A 19,775-nucleotide genomic window follows, 5' to 3' on the forward strand; every position below is an offset into this window, starting at 1 on the left:
TCTAGTTTTCGAACTAGGTAGCGGGTTGTTTTTTATTTTTCATTTAAAATCTGGTAAATAAATCTTTACCAGCTTCATTTGCTTAGTCTGAAAATGCTTCAGTTAATTGAGGTACAATTTGTTTTTTACGTGATACAACACCTGGTAAAGTAATTACTTCTTCAACCACAGGTTGTTTGAATGCTTTTTCTACAGGAATAATATTCTCACCCAGAACAAAGGCAATTGAATCGCTCTCTAAAATATCTGTAATCAATAGAACAAATAAATCAAAGTTATTTTCAGCAATTTCATCACGCATTGCATTTAATATTTCATCTTTACGTCCTAACATCTCGTCAAACCCAATCACATTGATTTGGCCAATACGGACAGATTGCTCGTTCATATCAAAAGTTTTTGAATCAGATTGAACTAACTCAAGTGCAGATTTAGCACTTAATTTTGTTCCTGCTTTTAATAATTCAAGACCATATTTATCAATGTTTACATCTGAAATTTTTGCTAATTCATTCGCAATTTTCTCATCTTGAGATGTACTAGTTGGTGATTTGAATAATAGTGTATCAGAGATAATCGCTGATAACATTAAGCCTGCGATTGCTTTTGGAACATCAATGTTATTTTCTTTGAATAATTTATAAATAACACTCGCTGTACTTCCAATTGGTTCAGCACGGTAAAACAGTGGATTAGATGTTTCAAAGTTAGCAATTCTATGGTGATCAATAACAAAACCAACTTCAACCTCATCTAAATCATTCACTGATTGTTTAGCTTCGTTATGGTCAACTAAAGCGACACGTTCTACTTCATTTGAGACAGATGACACAACACGTGGTCTCTCAACGTTAAAATAATTTAATGCAAACTGAGTTTCCTCATTGGGTGTACCAAGAGCCACAGCTTCTGACTCATGACCGATTTTTTCTAAATAAAAACTAAATGCAATCGCTGATGCTATCGCATCAGTGTCTGGATTTTTATGTCCAAAAACTAAATATTTTGACATGAATATATTCCTCCTTCAGGTTAATTCTAATATAGTTTATCATTATATTACTAAAAAATGAATGACCTTTCCTAACTATTCTTCAATTTTAGATTCTTGATTAATTAGTTTTAGTTGAGCGAGATGAATATCAAGTACATTCCCTAGTTTTTCAATTTCCTTAACAGCAGAACCGTTTGATAACCGTTCTGATATTGGATAATCATTCGGTTGAATCTCACTTTCAAAGCCAGTATCTCCGTATACGACTAATGGAGCATTTGCATCTGTAATTGCTAATGCATTGATTAGTCGATGTGGTTGAGACTTCAATTCTTTTAATAATAGAATACCACGGCTACCACGAGAAGCTGATCCAACAATATCTGGTTTAAATCGTTTGATATTCCCTCTTTGAGTTAATCCAACAATTTGTGTATTTGTATCATCTTCAATAACTAAGGCAGCGACGACATAATCTTCTTCTTTAAGGTTTATACCAATAACCCCTTGTGCTCGTAAACTGTAACTAGAGACTTCGCTAAGCGGATATCTTAAACTGTAACTTCGGTGTGTTAAGAATACGACTTGGTAGTCAGTCTTATCTTTGACAGGAATAGCTGAGATAAGCTCATCATCTTTTTTCAATTTCATAGCAATAGCTGATTTTGTTTTGTAACTTCTAAATGTTACAAATTCATCGAGTCTTGTTTGTTTAATCATTCCTAAACGAGTAGCAAGAAGCACCTTGTCTTCAGCAATATTTGAATCTGCATCACCAATACCTTGAACTGCTTTAAAGGCAGCAATAAGTTGCTCACCCTCTTTTAAACGGTATTTTTGTGAGATGTGCATTCCCATATCATTCCAACGGATATCAGGCAATTCATTGACTGGTATGTAGATGTAATTTCCTTTGTTAGTAATCATGACGATCGCATCATAAGTACTTAACTTCTCCACATAAATTGCATAATCAAATTCACGACGCCCTAAATTCAATGTATCTGACGAATTAAATGAACGGTGGCTTGTCCGTTTAACATAACCTTCATTTGTTACGGATACAACGACATCTTCTTGTGGAATTAAAAGTGTTGACTCAATCGTAATTTCTTCAACTTCAGCTTCAATTTCAGTCCGACGTGGTGTTGCAAATTTCTTTTTAACATCACTTAATTCATTAATTAATACTTTATTTAGAATATCATCATTTGCTAAGATATTTTCATACATACCAATACGTTCATTCAATTCTAAACGCTCATTTTGTAAAGCGGTAATATCAGTATTTGTTAAACGATATAATTGCAGTGAAACAATCGCTTCTGCTTGCTCATTTGAGAATTCAAATTCTTTTACTAAATTTGCTTTCGCATCGGATTTGTTTTCACTTTGGCGGATGGTTGCAATCACTTGATCTAAAATTGACATCACTCGAATTAATCCATCAACAATGTGTAATCGCGTCTTATCTTGAGCTAATTGGAATTTCGTACGTCTTGTGATTACTTCACGTTGATGATCGATATAAGATTCAAGAATTAGTTTTAAATTCGCTAATACAGGACGTCTGTTATGAATGGCAATCATATTAAAATGATAATTTACTTGTAAGTCGGAATTTTTTAGTAAATAGTTCAATACAGCATCAGCATCGACATCTCGTTTTAATTCAATTACAAGGCGAACTCCATCACGGTCCGATTCATCGCGGACTTCTGAAATCCCCTCTAATTTTCTCTGTAGACGGATATCATCTAAACGTTGGATGAGTTTAGACTTATTTACATCATAAGGAAGTTCAGTCGCAACAATTTGAGATTTACCACCCTTAAGCGTTTCAATCTCGATTTTAGATCGAACAACGACTTTTCCGTTCCCATTCTTATAAGCATTACTTAAATCTTTCGCTCCTTGAATAATCCCGCCGGTTGGAAAGTCTGGCCCTTTGATGAATTTTAATAAATCAGAGAGTTCATACTTCTTATGTTTCAATATATAAATCACTGCATCAATGACTTCACCTAGATTATGGGGCGGAATCTCAGTCGCATAACCGGCTGAAATACCTGTCGCTCCATTGACAATTAAATTAGGGTATCTAGCAGGTAAGACTATCGGTTCCTCAATTGTGTCATCAAAGTTAAACGCATAATCAATTGTTTCATAGTTTATATCTTCTAATAGTAAAGACGCAATTGGTGATAAGCGAGCTTCGGTATAACGCATCGCTGCAGCTGGGTCCCCGTCCATACTTCCGTTATTACCGTGCATATCAATTAATGGCTCTCGTAACTTCCAATCTTGACTTAATCGGACCATCGCTTCATAAACTGATGAGTCCCCATGAGGGTGATAGTTACCAATAACATTTCCGACAGTCTTAGCCGACTTTCGATAAGGGTTTTCAGACGTATTGCGGTCTTGTTGCATTGCAAATAATATACGACGTTGTACCGGTTTCAATCCGTCTCTTATATCCGGCAAGGCACGGTCTTGTATAATATATTTAGAATAGCGACCAAATCGGTCACCGATGACGTCTGCGAACGTCAGTTCTTCAATGTGTTCATTTGGATTAACGACCATTTATATCATCCTCACTAAATAAATTTATCTGAGATTCACTATTGTCACGATTTAAATCAATCTCGGGTTCAGAATGATTTTCTAACTTTTCTTTGACGTCGATATTTGCTTCCTCGTCTTTTTGACTCGTACTGATATCAGCTTCTTTAAGCAATGTATCCTCTTCGTCCAAGGTAAAGCTGACATTGTTTTCAATCCATTTACGTCTTGGTTCTACTTTACTTCCCATTAGAGTTGTTAATCGTCTCTCAGACATGGCTGCATCATCAATGGTTACACGGATTAATAAACGTGATTCAGGATTCATCGTTGTATCCCATAATTGATCAGCATTCATCTCACCTAAACCTTTATAGCGTTGTAAGATATAGCCTTTTCCAACTTGTTTAATTTTTTCTTCTAATTCTTCATCTGTCCAAGCATATTCAATGACTTCTTTCTTACCTTTTCCTTTACTTACCTTATAAAGTGGTGGCATCGCCAAGTAGACTTTCCCAGCCTCTAATAAAGGTTTCATGTAACGATAGAAGAATGTAAGTAATAAAACTTGAATATGAGCCCCATCGGTATCCGCATCGGTCATAATAATGATTTTATCATAGTTGGATTCAATAACATTGAAATCATTCCCAACCCCGGCACCAATGGTATAAATCATCGTATTAATCTCTTCGTTTTTTAGAATATCAGCCATCGATGCTTTTTCAGTATTAATAACTTTACCTCGTAATGGTAAGATTGCTTGATAGCGACGATCACGTCCTAATTTGGCTGACCCACCCGCGGAATCTCCCTCGACTAAATAAAGTTCGTTTTTCGAAGCATCTTTTGATTGTGCTTTGGTTAATTTTCCAGAAATTAGTTTTTCTTGTTGTGATTTCTTAGCACCGGTACGTGCTGCCTCTCTGGCTTTTCTGGCTAATTCACGTGTTTCACGCGCTTTAATCGCCTTACGTAAAATCATTTGACTGAAGTTACCATTTTCATTTAAGTAAGCTGATAAAAATTCGTTCACAGCATTATCAACTAATTGACGAGCTTTGGGTGTACCGAGTTTATCTTTAGTTTGTCCCTCGAATTGTAAGTACTGTTCAGGTACACGTATAGATATGACGGCTGCTAACCCTTCACGCACATCTGATCCTTCAAGGTTTTTATCTTTTTCTTTTAATAAGCCCGATTTACGTGCATATTCATTAAAGGCTTTTGTAATTCCCGTCTTCATACCCGTTTCATGTGTTCCACCACCATAAGTGCGGACATTATTAGCAAAAGATAAAATCGTTTCAGAATAGCCATCATTGTATTGCATTGCAAAATCAATCTCGAATTCATCCACAACGGTTGAAAGATTCGCAATCTCACCCATTGTATCTTTTTCTTCATTTAGGTAATTGATGAAATCATGTAAACCATTTTCGAATAAAAATGTTTCGCTTTCTTCATGGATTTTATCTTCGATGGTAATTTCTAAGCCTTTTAATAAGTAAGCAGACTCACGAAATCGCTCGCTAATCGTGCTATAACTGATTTTTGAACTACCAAAAATACTATCATCCGGCATAAAATGCACGGTCGTTCCTGTCATGGATTTCGAAGGTGCTTTTGTTTTTTTCAATTTCGTCGCTGGTTTACCACCATCTTCAAAGCGCATTGTATATTTGTAACCATCACGATAAACAGTTACTTCTAACCAACTTGATAAAGCATTAACAACACTCGCTCCAACACCATGCAGCCCTCCGGCAGATTTATAGCCACCTTGACCGAATTTACCTCCGGCATGTAGCACTGTAAAGATGACTTGAATTGTTGGAATACCACTGTCATGTAAACCAATAGGCATCCCTCGACCATTATCCTCGATTAGGACACTGCCATCTTCCATTAACGTTATATTTATCTTATCAGCAAATCCACTTAACGCTTCGTCTACTGAATTATCTACTATCTCATATATTAAATGATGCAAGCCTTTTTGATCTGTCGATCCAATATACATACCCGGACGCTTACGTACTGCGTCTAGTCCTTCAAGTATTTGAATGGCATCATCATTATAATTTGTAAGGTTTGGTTTCTGTGCCAAAATTACACCTCTTTTTTCTATAAATAATCAACTTCTTTATCATATCAAAAATTTATCTGTTTTTCTGTATTAAATTTTAAAATGTTTATTTGTCACGATTTCATTGTGTTTGACCTTTTGAATTTTATACAAAGAACTAAGATATTGCAAACTCTTTTCATTTCTACTGCCTTAAAATGATTCCTCACATTGGTTCACTATCTTAATTTATCTATATTAATTAAAATTTATATGGTAAAATAAAGCCAGTTATTAGGAGGTTGCTATGGAAACAATAATGAATAATATCTGGCCTATCATATGGCTCATCTTAGCATACTGTATTGGATCATTTCCTACAGGCGTACTCTATTCTAGAACACGCCATGATATTGATGTCCGCTCTTTAGGGAGTGGAGGCAGTGGCGCAACCAATGTTGGACGAAATTTTGGTTTTCGTGCGGCAGTAATGGTAACGATTGTTGATGTACTGAAAGGGTTAATTCCGGTACTCATTGCAAAAAATATATTTTCCGAGTCTCCGTTAATTATAATGGCGACTGCCTTAGCTTGTGTAATTGGGCATTCTTATCCCTTATGGGCAGGTTTTCGCGGTGGGAAAATTGTCGCAACTTCAATCGGCGTATTAGTCGCATTTAATATTTATCTCGCATTAGTCTTAGTATTAATCTTAGGTATTCTGATATTCTTAACGAGTACGGTCAGCCTATCATCGATGACAAGCTATTCTATCATAGCACTATATATTGCGATTACAAATCCGGAACCTGTTTACAAAGTAGGTTTCATCCTCATTGCACTGTTACTTCTCTATCGCCATCGTACAAATATTCAAAGACTTTTAAAAGGGAACGAAAGCCGTATTAATTGGGGATTAAATAAACCAAATAAATAAATCAAAAACCGCCTGAGCGATGAGTTCTACAATAAAAGTAGAACTTATCAGTTAATAGGCGGTTTTTTTATCGGTTAATTTTTGCTAAATGACATAGTGTAATCATGAGTCATCAATTGCGATGCACGTAATTCATGAATAGCATATTTTTCAGCTAGATGGCCTGTTGTATTATCAGGATCTGCAATACCAGACCAAGGTTCAATACATACAAAGGGTGCACGTTTAGGATATGGTGACCAAATCCCTACAAAGTCCATCCGATTAGGCTTCAATCTAATCGCTACATCATTGGACTTATCTTCTAAGACTATCTCAGTTTGTTGGCTAATTTGATAAATTAAAGCATCATTTTTGAACGTTGTATGTTTTATTGGTACTTCATTAACTTCAACATATTTCGCTTTATTTGGTAGCGTTAAACCGCCTTTACTAAGCGGTATTTGCAAGTATTGGCCTGCTGGTTCGAATCTGAAAGAGACATCATCAAATTCTTCCTTAGAACCTGAAGTAGATTGACTCACATTAAAAGCAGGATGACCACCGATACTGTAATATAAAGTCTTATCTGTAGACGGATTTAGTATCTCATAACTTACTGTAATACTTGAGTAATGCAAGATGTAATTAATTTGTAAGCTGAATTCAAAAGGATATTTTTCATGCGTTTCATCTGTATTCTTTAAATATAAACTTGCTGAATTGCTCGTGATATTTTGAACGTGAAACGGCAAGTCCCTAGCAAAACCATGTTGCTTCATATGATATTCTTTATCAACAAATTGATAAGAATCATCCTTTAGCTTTCCGACAATCGGAAATAATACCGGTGCATGTCTTGCCCAATACTTTTCATCGGCTTGCCATAAAAATTCATAATCCGTTTTCTTATCGACGATGGAAACGAGTTCGGCACCCTCTTCTTTAATTTTAACGATTAAATAGTCATTTTCTAAAGTAATCATTTAGGTTCCTCCCAGCTTCTATTATAAGATATAGTGACTTAAATCACGGTTTTCAACGATTTTCTCTAATCGTTGTTCAACGTATTGTTCTGTAATTTCGATTTCACCCATCTGCATTTCAGCTGATTCGAATAATAATTCTTCTAGGACTGTTTCTAGAATTGTATGGAGACGTCTTGCTCCAATATTATCAGTTGTATCATTTAAACGAACCGCATAATCTGCAAGTTTTTCGATTGCAGCTTCAGTAAAATGAATTTCTACACCTTCTGTTGCTAACAATGCTTCGTATTGCTTAATTAAAGCGTTTTTAGGCTCAGTTAAGATACTTACAAAGTCACTTCTAGTTAAATCATCCAGATTCACACGAATTGGGAATCGTCCTTGTAACTCAGGGATTAAATCCGATGGTTTTGATTCATGGAAAGCACCTGATCCAATAAATAAGATATGATCTGTTTGGATAATACCGTATTTAGTTTGGACTTGACTTCCTTCAACGATTGGTAAAATATCACGTTGAACACCTTGACGGCTGACTTCGCCGCTATTTTGATTTTTGGATGCAATTTTGTCTATTTCATCAATAAAGATAATTCCGTTACTTTGTGCAAGTTCTAAAGCTTTTTGATTAATATCATCTTGATTAATTAATTTATCAGCTTCTTCTTCTGTCAGTAATTTAATTGCTTCTGCAACTGTTATTGTACGTTCAATTTTCTTTTTAGGTTTTAGCGCATTTAAGCTTTCTTGCATATCCATCATTTGTTCCATCGCTGGGTTCATGCTATTTAATTGAAGTTTTTTCTCTTCCATTTTTATCGTCACTTCGTGATTATCTAATTTACCATCACGAATTTGTTGACGAATGGCACGACGCGTTGCTGCCACTTCTTCAGTGACAATTTCCTCTTCTTCTTCCTCAACGTCATTGGCCGCGGGATTTATTTGCTTAAACATTTCCGCGAAGTTTCCAAATGGATTTGCTTGGTTTTGTTGTGAAGTTGATTCAGCTTTGGCAGGTTTTTCCCCAGGTTTCAATGCTTTAGCAATGCGTTCAATCGCTTTCGCTTCTGCTGTTTCTTTAACTTCTTCTTGTTTCTGTTTCTTAAGTAGACGAATACTATTCTCAACTAAGTCACGTACCATTGATTCAACGTCTCGACCCACATAACCTACTTCTGTAAATTTCGTTGCTTCAACTTTAATGAATGGCGCTTGAGCAATGTCAGCTAAACGTCTTGCAATCTCGGTCTTACCTACCCCAGTAGGACCAATCATAAGTAAATTCTTAGGCTTTACTTCTCTTTGTAATTCATCATCGAGTTTTAATCGGCGAATTCGATTTCGTAATGCAATGGCAACAGAGCGTTTTGCGTCACTTTGACCAACAATATATTGATCTAAAGCTTCCACAATTTTTCTTGGTGTTAAATTATCCATAATAACCTCCTAGTAAATCTTTACTTATATAAATTAGTCTTTAAATGATTCGACAATAATATTATCGTTTGTAAATACATCAATCTCACTTGCAATTTGTAAAGAGTTTTTGGCAATCTCTTCAGCAGATAAGTCTCCATATCTTAACATGGCTCTGGCTGCAGATAAGGCAAAGTTACCACCTGATCCAATCGTTAAGACGCCATCATCTGGTTCAATGACTTCGCCCGTCCCACTCACTAATAAGATGTTATTGCGGTCCATAACGATTAATAATGCTTCTAGTTTTTGAAGCGAACGGTCTGTACGCCATTGTTTAGCAACCTCTACAGCTGCACGAGCTAATTGTCCTTGATGCGCTTGAAGTTTTTCTTCAAACATTTCTGATAAGGTGATCGCATCAGCGACTCCACCAGCAAAGCCAACAATAACATTATTATTATAGATGCGGCGTAATTTCTTCGCGCCACCTTTCATAATAACACTTTCACCCATAGTTACTTGCCCGTCTCCGGCCATTGCTACTTTATTATCTTTTTTAACTGCACATATTGTTGTCATTATTATTCCTCCTTAGATTGTCTTTTTGCTCTTGGAAACACATTTAAATAAGTGCTTCTTAAACGATCTTTTGTTACATGAGTATAAACTTGTGTTGAACTTAAGTCTTCATGTCCTAATAATTCTTGCACACTTCGCATATCCGCCCCGTTATTCAATAAATGCGTCGCAAATGTATGCCGAAGTTTATGAGGATGTATTGAAAGATTTAGCCCTGCTTCTTTAACGATAGAATTAAGTATCTTTCTAACTTGCGTTGGACTTAGTTGTAATCCCGTTTTTGATAGAAACACATAGTTCCTATCTTCTGGCTTACTTTTGGCCGCAAGTTCAGGTCTTAATTCTTGAATATATTTTGTTAGGCTTTTTAATGCAAGATCACCTACAGGTATTATGCGTTCTTTATTCCCTTTACCAATCACTCGAACTAGTGACATATCATAATCAACTTGCTGGAGTGTCAAATTAGTTAACTCACTAACTCGCATTCCCGTGGCATAGAGTAACTCTACCAATGCACTATGTAACAATTGCATGGATGACTCTGAGACTTCAATCGCGGTAAATAGTTCTCGCATCTCATCTTCATAAAAAAATTCCGGTAACTGTTGTTTCTTAACATTATATTGAATTAATTCCATTGGATTACTTTCTATCCAATCCATTCTTAAAGCGTATTTAAAAAATGCTCGTAAACTTGATAACTTTCTAGAAATGGTCGTTCGAGCCAATTCTCTCTCGTTTAAAAAAGCTAAAAAAAGTCTAAAATCTTGGTAAACTAACTTTGTAATGTCTGTTTCCCCGGAACTTTCTAAAAATTTATGAAATTCCTTCAAGTCTTTTGAATAGGCCAGGACAGTTTGTTTAGAGTAACGTCGTTCATTCTCGATATAATTTAGAAATTGACTAATATAATCTTCCATTCTATCCCTCATTTCAACTATAAGCCTTTCATGCATCTACCGCAATTTTTTTATTTTTAAATTCTTCCTATAAAAAGGATGCATACTATTTTACAGTGCCTTATAATATTCTATCAATTAATATGCATTTTGTAATCATTCCAAGGTCTGATTAATATGAAAACCGTATCGTTTTTATAGTACTTTCTAAGTTTAACACGTTTTCATAAACTAAATATGAAATATATAAAAAAAAATGCGATAACTATTCGATTGAGTAGTTATCGCAAATTGGATTAATTCACTAATTCTTCAGCATAATCACAGTTACTACATTTTACTTGACTACCTTTTCTTGTTACTTTTTCAGTTAAGAAGTGATCACACTTTGGACATGAGCGTGCAATTGGTTTATCCCATGAAACAAAGTCACATTCAGGATAGCGAGTACATCCATAGAAAATTCTATTTTTCTTAGATTTACGTTCAACTACTTCGCCTTCTTTACAAGTTGGACAAGTAACGCCGATTTTTTTAACAATGGCTTTCGTATTTCGACAGTCTGGGAAAGCACTACATGCATAGAATTTACCATAACGTCCAATTTTAATTACCATTGGGTGGCCGCAGACATCACAATCAAAGCCAGCAGGTTCATCTTTAATTTCGATATCTTCCATATTAACTTCGGCTTGTTTTATTTCTTTATCAAAGCCAGTATAGAATTCATCTAATAATTTAACCCAGTTTTGCTTCCCATCTTCAACTTCATCTAAGCCTCTTTCCATACCGGCTGTAAAGTCAGTATCCACAATATCTGGGAAGAATTCTACCATCACACTATTAACAATTTCACCTAGTTCTGTCGGTTCAAATCGTTTAGCGACCATTTTCACATAGTATCTTTTTCTTAATGTTTCAAGCGTTGGTGCATAAGTTGACGGACGTCCGACACCTAATTCTTCAAGAACCTTCACTAAACTTGCTTCATTGTATCGCGCAGGTGGTTGTGTAAAGTGTTGCTCTGGATTAATTTCTGCAAGTTTAACTAAATCGTCTACAGATAAGTCTGGTAAGTAATTATCTTTCTTAGACTTAGTTTCATATACTCTTAAAAACCCTTCGAATTTGATTCGAGAGCCATTCGCACGGAAATTCACGTCGTTTTGAGTGATGTCAGCTCGAATGGTATCATACACAGCATCTGTCATTTGGCTCGCTACAAAACGTGACCAAATTAAAGAATATAATCTAAATTGATCGCGGGATAGAAATTCCTTAATGTCATCAGGTGCTAAAGTTACATCTGAAGGACGGATCGCCTCATGGGCATCTTGTGTGTTGGCAGAATTTGTCACCGCTGTACCTTGACCAAGATACTCTTGACCAAATTTCTCTTTAATATAATTACTTGAACTTGCTTTAGCGGTTTGAGAAATACGTGTTGAGTCTGTACGCATATAAGTGATTAAACCAATCGTATTCTTCCCAATCGCAATCCCTTCATATAATTGCTGTGCAATCATCATCGTTTTCCCAGCTCGGAAATTAATTCGGTTTGATGCATCTTGTTGAAGTGTACTTGTCGTATATGGTTTTGGTGGTTTTCGACGACGTTCTTTTTCTTCGATATCAACAATTTTAAAATCTTTATCTTGATCGAGTTTATCTAAGATCCCTTTGACTTGCTCTTCAGAAGTTAACTCAACCTTTTTACCATTCTCACCATAGAATTGTGCTTCAAAACTCGAGCGACCTTTTTTGAATTTAGTAGGAATTGACCAGTATTCTTCCGGTTTAAATGCACGGATTTCGTGTTCACGGTCGATAATTAATTTTAAAGCCGTTGATTGAACACGTCCGGCACTTAATCCACCTTTAATTTTCTTCCATAATAGAGGAGAAATTGAATAACCAACAATACGATCTAAGATACGTCGTGCTTGTTGTGAATCAACTAAATCCTGATTGATTTCTCTCGGGTTTTTAAATGCATCTTTTACAGCATCTTTAGTAACCTCGTTAAATACAACACGGTTTTTGTCTCCTTCTTTTAAGCCTAGAATATAGCTTAAATGCCAAGCAATTGCTTCCCCTTCGCGGTCCGGATCGGCTGCGAGATAGACTTTTTCAGCTTTTTTGGCTAATTTTTTTAATTCTTTAACGGTATCACCGCGGCCACGTATAGTTATATATTGAGGATCAAAATTATTTTCAAAATCAATCCCCATCTTACTTTTTGGTAGATCTCTTAAGTGACCTTTACTCGCTACAACTTTATAGTTTCTTCCTAAATATTTATCTATTGTTTTAGCTTTGGTTGGTGATTCGACGATGACTAAGTATTTATATGCCACCCTCAATCAACTCCTTTAAATTATTTTTATTTTTCGATATGTTTAATTTATAAAATCGTAAACATATTAGTCCATTCTGATATTGTTGTCAAATATTAAATTTCAACTTTATATTTTTCTATCCATTATATAGACAATAAATTAAAGTTTAAATGAATTTTTTCTTATATACATACGTGTCAATAAATTAATAGCCTTGCATTTGAAAGATTTCCTTTAATTCATTAATCATCGATGGAATATCCAATACGGGTGTCGCTCCGATTTGGATTAAGTCATTACAACCTCTTGATTGATCATCTGTGATACGTCCAGGTACAGCAAAGACTTCGCGGTTATACTGTAAAGCATAATTAGCAGTAATTAAGCTACCGCTTCTTTGTGCTGCTTCAATGACAATGGTTGCTTTGGATATGCCGGCAACTAACCGATTCCTCAATACAAAATGGTGTTTCATTGGCTTTATATTTGGCATATATTCACTTAAAATGAGGTCCTGTTGTTCCATTCTTTTTTGAATGTATTTATTCGCCCTTGGATAATAATAGTCTAAGCCACAAGGAATGATCGCAATACTTCTGCCGTTGGGATGTTCAAGGGTATACTCATGAACTGAAGCATCTACACCTAAGGCTAATCCTGATACACTCACCCATGTTTCTTTTGACAAGGCATTTATAATCTCACGAGTGACTGTCTTTCCGTAAGTAGTAATTTGTCTTGTTCCAATGACAGATACTTTCGGTTTCCTTAAAAGCCCTATGTCTCCTCTGTAAAAGACAAGTATAGGTGGCTGTGCCGTATGATACCATAACATCGGATAATGATACTCACCGATCATAATGGAATACTGTGCCAATTGAGTTAAAGTCGTTAAATCGGCTAAACGAATATGATTAAAATTTGCTTCCACTGTGAGTTTTACTTGTTTTGTTTGTCTAACCTCAATCAATATTTTTTGACACTCTATGGGTTCAAGTTCTTCTCTTAATAATCGATAATCCATAATAACTTCTAAGTAGGTCGCCAAAACTTTGTGAGATACATTTTTTGCTTTTAGAAAAATAAGTTGTTCTTTAATTTTTAATTTCATATTACACCTCCATATATATATACAAAAAAAAGAGGCAAATCCATTAAAAAAAGACGAAATAATTTTAATTATTTCGTCTTTCTACTATTATATATCGATGTCGTATGACTTACGGGTGAAAATGACTGTCGATGAATCGGAGTATAGCCAAATTGTTGTAAGGCATTTAAGTGATTTTTTGTCCCATAACCCATATTTTTATCAAATTCGAATTCGGGATATAACTGATGATAACATAACATTAGTTCATCACGATATACTTTTGCTATGATACTTGCTGCCGCAATAGAAATCGATCGTTCGTCACCTTTAATTATTTTAGTTTGTGGAATATCAGTGTTCAAATTAAGTGCATCAATTAACAAATGTTGTGGCTTAATTGGCAATTCACTTACACTTTTTAGCATTGCTACCTTTGTAGCTTCCAATATATTGACTTTATCAATAACAGAGTTATCTATTTCAATAATGCTATATGCAATTGCTACTTCTTTAATTAATTGTGCGTATTCAACTCTTTTAGCGTGTGACAATGATTTGGAATCGTTGATTCCAACAAGATCATCCATATCTCGAGGTAATATAACACTCGCTGCAACAACCGGGCCAGCGAGGGGGCCTCGCCCAACTTCATCAATTCCTGCGATATACGATAGATTTTGCTTAGCATAGAGATCAAGTTCGAATTCTAGTCTCGTCCGATGCTCAAGTAATTGTTTTGCTAACTTTTGCTTTTTCAATTCGAACTGCTGTAATAATTTCTGAACACCTTTGCGCTCGTCTCGTTTTAACTCGATAAATTGAACATCAGTCAATTCTTCATTAGATAACATTTCCTTGATATCTTTAATGGTCATTTTACTCATTTGTTACTTGCTCTACTTTATCTAATGTCACTGAACCTAAGTTATTTTTTCGATAATCAAAAATAATTCGTTGACTTGCAGCTTCGTAGTCATCTCTCAAGTTCATTTTTTCTGTTATTTTAATTAATAAGTCAACCGGCGTATTATTTAATACATCGTCTTGAGTCACATTATATCGGTTTACTAAAATATCTACGTGATTCTCTTGGTAATATGCAAGTAAAAATAAAGCAAGATCATCCATATATAATAATGTATCTTTGATAGCACCTGTAATACCTAATTTAGTTCCCACATTCGGATCTTCGAATTTAGGCCATAGAATACCAGGTGTATCTAATAATTCAAAGTCTTTATTAATTTTTAACCAACGTTGGGCTTTTGTGACCCCTGGCTTGTTCCCTGTTTGCGCTTGGTTTTTCCCAACAAAACGATTAATCAAAGTAGACTTACCAACATTGGGAATTCCAAGAATCATCAAACGAATAGCCCTTGGTTTAACGCCGCGTTCTTTTTGCTTCTCAAAGTAATCCGCCATAATTGCCTGGATTCTTTGTTGAAGTTTTCGTAAACCCTTATTGTGTTGCGAGTCAATCGCGACAGCAGGTATATTTTGTGATTCATAATAGTCTAACCATAGATTTGTTACTTCACTATCAGCTAAATCACTTTTATTCAATGCAATAATTCTTGGTTTGTTTCCAACAATCTCATTAATCATCGGATTACGACTTGATTCTGGAATTCTAGCGTCAACTAATTCAATAACAACATCAACTAGATGCATTTTTTCTGTAGCTTCACGCCTTGCTTTCGCCATATGTCCGGGAAACCACTGTATAATATTTGATGACATAAAATATCCACCTCTATTCTAAAATGTTTACTGTTCCATCCTCTGTTAAATTATACTCTTCTATCTTACCAAATCGCTCGAAAGGAAAGTAGACAAAATTAGTTACACCTTGAATATCTTCGGCTTGAATGAGTCCAAACTGACGGCTATCACCCGAATAGGGTCGATTGTCCCCCATAACAAAGTAATAATCTTCTGGAACTTCCGTCAAACCTAAAGTATCCCATAAACTGAAATCTTCAGTAAATTTCCCCACAGTTTCTGATTTGAGGGGTTCTAAATAAGGTTCTTCAACCGGTTGATTATTCAAATATAATGTATCATTTGAAAAATATATCTCATCTCCAGGTTCTCCAATAATCCGTTTCACATATGAATCCCCCGAACCTCTAGGGTCCGGAAACACTACAACATCGTAGCGTTTTATGTCTTTATTTCTCAACATAACCATTTGATCTTGATTATGTAATTGTGGTTCCATTGAATTACCTTCAACTTGAAACGGCTGTAAAACATAATGGCGCAGTGCTAAAAATATTAGCACTGCAACCAATACGGCAAATATGATACTCACTAATTCATTAATTAGATATTTGATCAAGCTCATGCTGCTTCACCTTTAGAAACTAACTCAACTAACACATCCACGGCAGCATTATATTGAGCGTCATTTTCTTGAATATATTCTCTAGCCTTTGTATTTAAAGTCGTGGCAGTTTCTCCCGCCACTTCGCCAGTAACTTCTAAATCATTATCTTCTTGAAATTGCTCGACGGCTGATTGTATTGATTCATCAAAGTATGTTCCGACATTCACTTCATAGCCAAACGCATCTAACATATTTGTAAGTGATTCAACTTGATCAGAGCTATCGCCTAAAACAAGTACTTCTTCAGAGTTCATTATAATTGACGTTTCTATTGGATGACCTTCTACTTGAACCGTTGGTTCAACCCCTACTTCATGAATCCACTCACCGCTTGGTGTTAACCAACGCGCAAAAGTTAGTTTTAACTCTCCGAAATCAGTCGGATTTAAGATAGTTTGTACTGAACCTTTACCAAAACTAGTTGTACCTACAATAGGTGCGTCAGTATTTTCTCTAATTGCAGCAGCTAAAATTTCACTGGCACTCGCACTACCTTCATTAATTAATAAGACATATGGTTCAGTAATTTGGAAGTCTCCGTATTCTGAATCATTCGCAACATACGTGGAAGTTGTTGTCCCACTTTCTTCCATTTTCATAATAATTTCATCGTCTTCTAAGAACATATTGCTGATAGCTAATCCTTGATCTAATAATCCACCAGGATTATATCTTAAATCGAATACAAAGGAGGTTGCACCTTGTTCTCGTAAATCTTCAACAGCTGATACTAATTCATCATAAGTCGTACCATTGAACTGAGTAATTTGAACATTTCCGATGGTAGCATCTTCTTCATCCAACTCACCTGTAACTGTTGTGATTGGAATTTCGGCGCGTTCTAATTCAACATTAAATTCCGAAGAACCACGTTGAATTAACAAATTAACTGTGGTTCCTTCTTGACCGCGAATTAAATCGACTACTTCATTCGTATCCATCCCTGTTAACTCAGTACCATCCGCTTCAAGAATTATATCATTTGGTTGAATTCCGGCTTCACTGGCTGGTGTCCCATCTATAGGCGTTACAATGACAATTTGGTCATCGCTCGCCATAATTTGAATTCCGACACCTTGGAAAGAACCTTCAACAGTTTCATTCATATCCGCCGATTCTTTGGCATTTAAATACTCTGAATAAGGATCTTCGATAGAATCTACCATCCCTTTCAGTGCACCTTCCATTAATTGATCTTTACTTACATCCTCAATATAAAATTGTTGAATGGCATAGTAATTATCTATAAAATTTTGAATATCTTCGTCACTCAGTTCCTCAACATTCGCTTCTTCATCACCAAACAACCATTCAAAGCCTTGAACTTCTGTCAATGAAGATGAACTGAAAAATACAAAGGCGAAAATAACGACGATCGAGGCAATAGATCCATATTTAAAGCTTTTTTTCATATTCTCACCTCAGTTTTTTTCTATTTATCTAGTTTCACTGCAGTTTCTAAAGCGATTTTCATCATTTGTGTAAATGTATTTTGACGTTCTTCAGCTGTTGTTTCCTCACCTGTGATTAGATGATCGCTTATTGTACACATAGCCAATGCTTTACGGTTATGTTTTGCTGCAACAGCATAAAGTCCTGCAGCTTCCATTTCAACTGCTAAAACACCGTAATCTGCTAATTTTTTCTTGTTCAGCTCTTCATTATAGAAACGGTCACTTGATAAGATATTTCCAACATGGATATTATCTTCACTTAATGATTCGGTCGCTAAATGATAAGCAATATCTAAAACTTCGAAATTAGCGATGGCCGAATAATGTACTTGTCCATTAAAGATATTTTGTAAGATACTTGAATCTGTCGTTGCTCCCTGACCAAATACAATATCACGAACTTTAACTTTGTTTTTCATACCTCCAGCAGAACCAATACGGATAATAGTTTCAACCTCATATTCAGTATATAACTCTTCGGCATATAACATCGCAGAAGGAATCCCCATACCAGATCCTTGAACTGAAATTTTTACTCCATTATATTCTCCTGTATAGCCAAACATATTACGAACGGTATTGTATTGTATTACATTATCTAAGAATGTCTCCGCAATAAATTTCGCTCTTAATGGATCTCCTGGAAATAGAACTGTTTTTGCAATGTCACCTTTTTTTGCTCCAATATGTACACTCATTTTATTATTCCTCCTTAAAAATTATCAAATTGATATGATTGCCAAGTATCATCAAAAATGACTAATAATTTACTATACTCTGGCGATGATTCTAAGTATGTTGATACTTCGTCAAAGCTTTCACTCTTCTTTGGAAAACTTTGATCGGAATGTATGCGATTTGCAAGACGACTAATTGGATCATTAGCATCATGATTCACATATCGAAGAATATATTCGTAAAACGAAGGTCCCATTAAATTACCTACTTTCAATTTATCCTTAATAAGTTATGAATTTATTATAACATCGTATTTAAATAATCAAAACAAAACTTATCATTCTATTAGTTATATCTTAGTTTTAAACTAATTACAAATGTTTTTAAATATCAGATTGACTTTGTCTTTTTCATATCTATAATTAACTTTATCTTATGTTACCATGAAGGAGAATAATTATGGGAAAAGCCGTTGTGCATGTTACATTTACTGGGAATGTTGAGTTTGAATTCGAAAATTCTGGTGATTTACTAGATTACGAATTAATCGATATGGCTATGGAGAACTTCGCTGAAAAACCTGAATTATTTGGTCAACTCGCAGAGTATGACTGGAAAATAGAACGCAAATAATCTGGTTTAAAGATTTATTAAACTATTTACTAGTTGAAAGTTATGTTTATTACTTTCTATTTGGTATAATTAAAGTAGAATTAAAATTACTTGGAAGGTGAGTAAATGGATAATAAATCTCAATCGAAAGGTAAAGCAATTTTAGTTGAAGTCTTGAACGCAATGACTCACGGTATTGGTACGATTCTTAGTATCGTAGGGCTAATCTTACTTATAATTAAAGGAATTGATGTATCTTCACCCACTGCTATAATCGCTTATGTCGTTTACGGCGCAAGTTTAGTCATACTTTTTCTGAATTCTACCCTTTACCATAGTTTAAGTTTTACAAAATTCAAAGATTTTTTTCAACGATTAGATCACAGCGCAATTTATATTTTGATTGCTGGTACATATACACCTTACGTAGTTATTGGTGTAGGTGGACGATTAGGACTATTTTTCTTAATTTTAGTTTGGAGCTTAGCATTGATTGGAATCTTTTTTGAACTTTTTCATATTAATAAGTTTCCACGCTTAAGTACTTTTATGTACTTAGGATTAGGTTGGTTGGGTGTCACAATAATCTATCCACTTCTACAAACCATCGAAATTACAGGTATCGCTCTACTCGCAATTGGTGGTATTGTTTATTCCTTAGGAACAATCTTCTATAGTATGAAAAATAATAAGTGGATGCATATTATTTGGCACTTGTTTGTTATGGCTGGTGCTTTCTTCATGTACATCAGCGTATTATTTTATGTATAAA

The 19,775-nt window shown here is 35.0% G+C and carries 18 protein-coding genes; 3 read left to right on the forward strand and 15 right to left on the reverse strand.

Annotated elements, in window-relative coordinates; genetic code table 11:
- Positions 1–82: 82 nt before the first annotated feature.
- From HW423_RS02955 to parE, 3 genes are all read right to left on the reverse strand, one after another.
- Positions 83–1,012: a manganese-dependent inorganic pyrophosphatase gene (locus HW423_RS02955; protein ID WP_218930459.1), complete on the reverse strand. Its 930-nt coding sequence runs from the start codon at positions 1,010–1,012 to the stop codon at positions 83–85.
- A gap of 75 nt (positions 1,013–1,087) precedes the next feature.
- Positions 1,088–3,583: a DNA topoisomerase IV subunit A gene (parC, locus tag HW423_RS02960; RefSeq protein ID WP_218930460.1), complete on the reverse strand. Its 2,496-nt coding sequence runs from the start codon at positions 3,581–3,583 to the stop codon at positions 1,088–1,090.
- A complete protein-coding gene (gene parE, locus HW423_RS02965) occupies positions 3,573–5,672 on the reverse strand; it encodes a DNA topoisomerase IV subunit B (protein ID WP_218930461.1) in 2,100 nt (699 codons plus the stop codon). Before parE ends, parC begins: the two co-directional genes overlap by 11 nt.
- 265 nt (positions 5,673–5,937) lie before the next feature.
- Here parE and plsY point away from each other — a divergent pair, with 265 nt between their 5' ends.
- Entirely contained in the window at positions 5,938–6,567 is a 630-nt protein-coding gene (gene plsY, locus HW423_RS02970; RefSeq protein ID WP_235956259.1) for a glycerol-3-phosphate 1-O-acyltransferase PlsY, read from the forward strand.
- A 74-nt stretch (positions 6,568–6,641) separates the two neighbouring features.
- Here plsY and HW423_RS02975 read toward each other — a convergent pair whose 3' ends face one another.
- The 12 genes from HW423_RS02975 to HW423_RS03030 all read right to left on the reverse strand — a co-directional run bounded on the left by HW423_RS02975 (position 6,642) and on the right by HW423_RS03030 (position 18,647).
- Positions 6,642–7,532 (reverse strand): aldose 1-epimerase family protein, encoded by an 891-nt coding sequence (locus HW423_RS02975; protein ID WP_218930462.1) that lies wholly within the window; start codon positions 7,530–7,532, stop codon positions 6,642–6,644.
- 21 nt (positions 7,533–7,553) lie between these two features.
- Entirely contained in the window at positions 7,554–8,975 is a 1,422-nt protein-coding gene (gene hslU / locus HW423_RS02980; RefSeq protein WP_235956261.1) for an ATP-dependent protease ATPase subunit HslU, read from the reverse strand.
- Between the two features lie 33 nt (positions 8,976–9,008).
- The gene (gene hslV / locus HW423_RS02985) at positions 9,009–9,536 is read right to left on the reverse strand and encodes an HslVU peptidase proteolytic subunit (protein ID WP_218930463.1); all 528 of its coding nucleotides are present in this window, start codon (positions 9,534–9,536) and stop codon (positions 9,009–9,011) included.
- Between the two features lie 2 nt (positions 9,537–9,538).
- Complete coding sequence (gene xerC / locus HW423_RS02990; RefSeq protein ID WP_218930464.1) at positions 9,539–10,459, reverse strand: tyrosine recombinase XerC; 921 nt, start codon at positions 10,457–10,459, stop codon at positions 9,539–9,541.
- Between the two features lie 275 nt (positions 10,460–10,734).
- Entirely contained in the window at positions 10,735–12,795 is a 2,061-nt protein-coding gene (gene topA, locus HW423_RS02995; RefSeq protein WP_218930465.1) for a type I DNA topoisomerase, read from the reverse strand.
- Between the two features lie 187 nt (positions 12,796–12,982).
- Positions 12,983–13,888 carry a DNA-processing protein DprA gene (gene dprA / locus HW423_RS03000; RefSeq protein ID WP_218930466.1) on the reverse strand — a complete coding sequence of 302 codons (906 nt, stop codon included), beginning with the start codon at positions 13,886–13,888 and terminating at the stop codon, positions 12,983–12,985.
- A 68-nt stretch (positions 13,889–13,956) separates the two neighbouring features.
- Positions 13,957–14,754, reverse strand: coding sequence for a ribonuclease HII (locus HW423_RS03005; RefSeq protein ID WP_235956262.1), 798 nt, complete (start codon positions 14,752–14,754; stop codon positions 13,957–13,959).
- The gene (gene ylqF / locus HW423_RS03010; protein WP_218930467.1) at positions 14,747–15,610 is read right to left on the reverse strand and encodes a ribosome biogenesis GTPase YlqF; all 864 of its coding nucleotides are present in this window, start codon (positions 15,608–15,610) and stop codon (positions 14,747–14,749) included. Before ylqF ends, HW423_RS03005 begins: the two co-directional genes overlap by 8 nt.
- Positions 15,611–15,623: 13 nt before the next feature.
- On the reverse strand, positions 15,624–16,217 hold the full coding sequence (lepB, locus tag HW423_RS03015; RefSeq protein ID WP_218930468.1) for a signal peptidase I: 594 nt from the start codon (positions 16,215–16,217) through the stop codon (positions 15,624–15,626).
- A complete protein-coding gene (locus tag HW423_RS03020) occupies positions 16,214–17,671 on the reverse strand; it encodes a S41 family peptidase (protein WP_218930469.1) in 1,458 nt (485 codons plus the stop codon). The genes lepB and HW423_RS03020 overlap by 4 nt, the downstream gene beginning before the upstream one ends.
- 20 nt (positions 17,672–17,691) lie before the next feature.
- Entirely contained in the window at positions 17,692–18,411 is a 720-nt protein-coding gene (gene deoD, locus HW423_RS03025) for a purine-nucleoside phosphorylase (RefSeq protein ID WP_218930470.1), read from the reverse strand.
- A gap of 14 nt (positions 18,412–18,425) precedes the next feature.
- Positions 18,426–18,647, reverse strand: coding sequence for a YozE family protein (locus HW423_RS03030; protein ID WP_218930471.1), 222 nt, complete (start codon positions 18,645–18,647; stop codon positions 18,426–18,428).
- Positions 18,648–18,850: 203 nt separating this feature from the next.
- Here HW423_RS03030 and HW423_RS03035 point away from each other — a divergent pair, with 203 nt between their 5' ends.
- On the forward strand, positions 18,851–19,024 hold the full coding sequence (locus tag HW423_RS03035; protein WP_171031222.1) for a hypothetical protein: 174 nt from the start codon (positions 18,851–18,853) through the stop codon (positions 19,022–19,024).
- Between the two features lie 105 nt (positions 19,025–19,129).
- Positions 19,130–19,774, forward strand: coding sequence for a PAQR family membrane homeostasis protein TrhA (trhA, locus tag HW423_RS03040; RefSeq protein WP_218930472.1), 645 nt, complete (start codon positions 19,130–19,132; stop codon positions 19,772–19,774).
- Position 19,775: the final 1 nt, after the last annotated feature.

This window comes from Ruoffia halotolerans, assembly GCF_014049385.1.
In the GTDB taxonomy this organism is placed as follows: domain Bacteria; phylum Bacillota; class Bacilli; order Lactobacillales; family Aerococcaceae; genus Ruoffia; species Ruoffia halotolerans.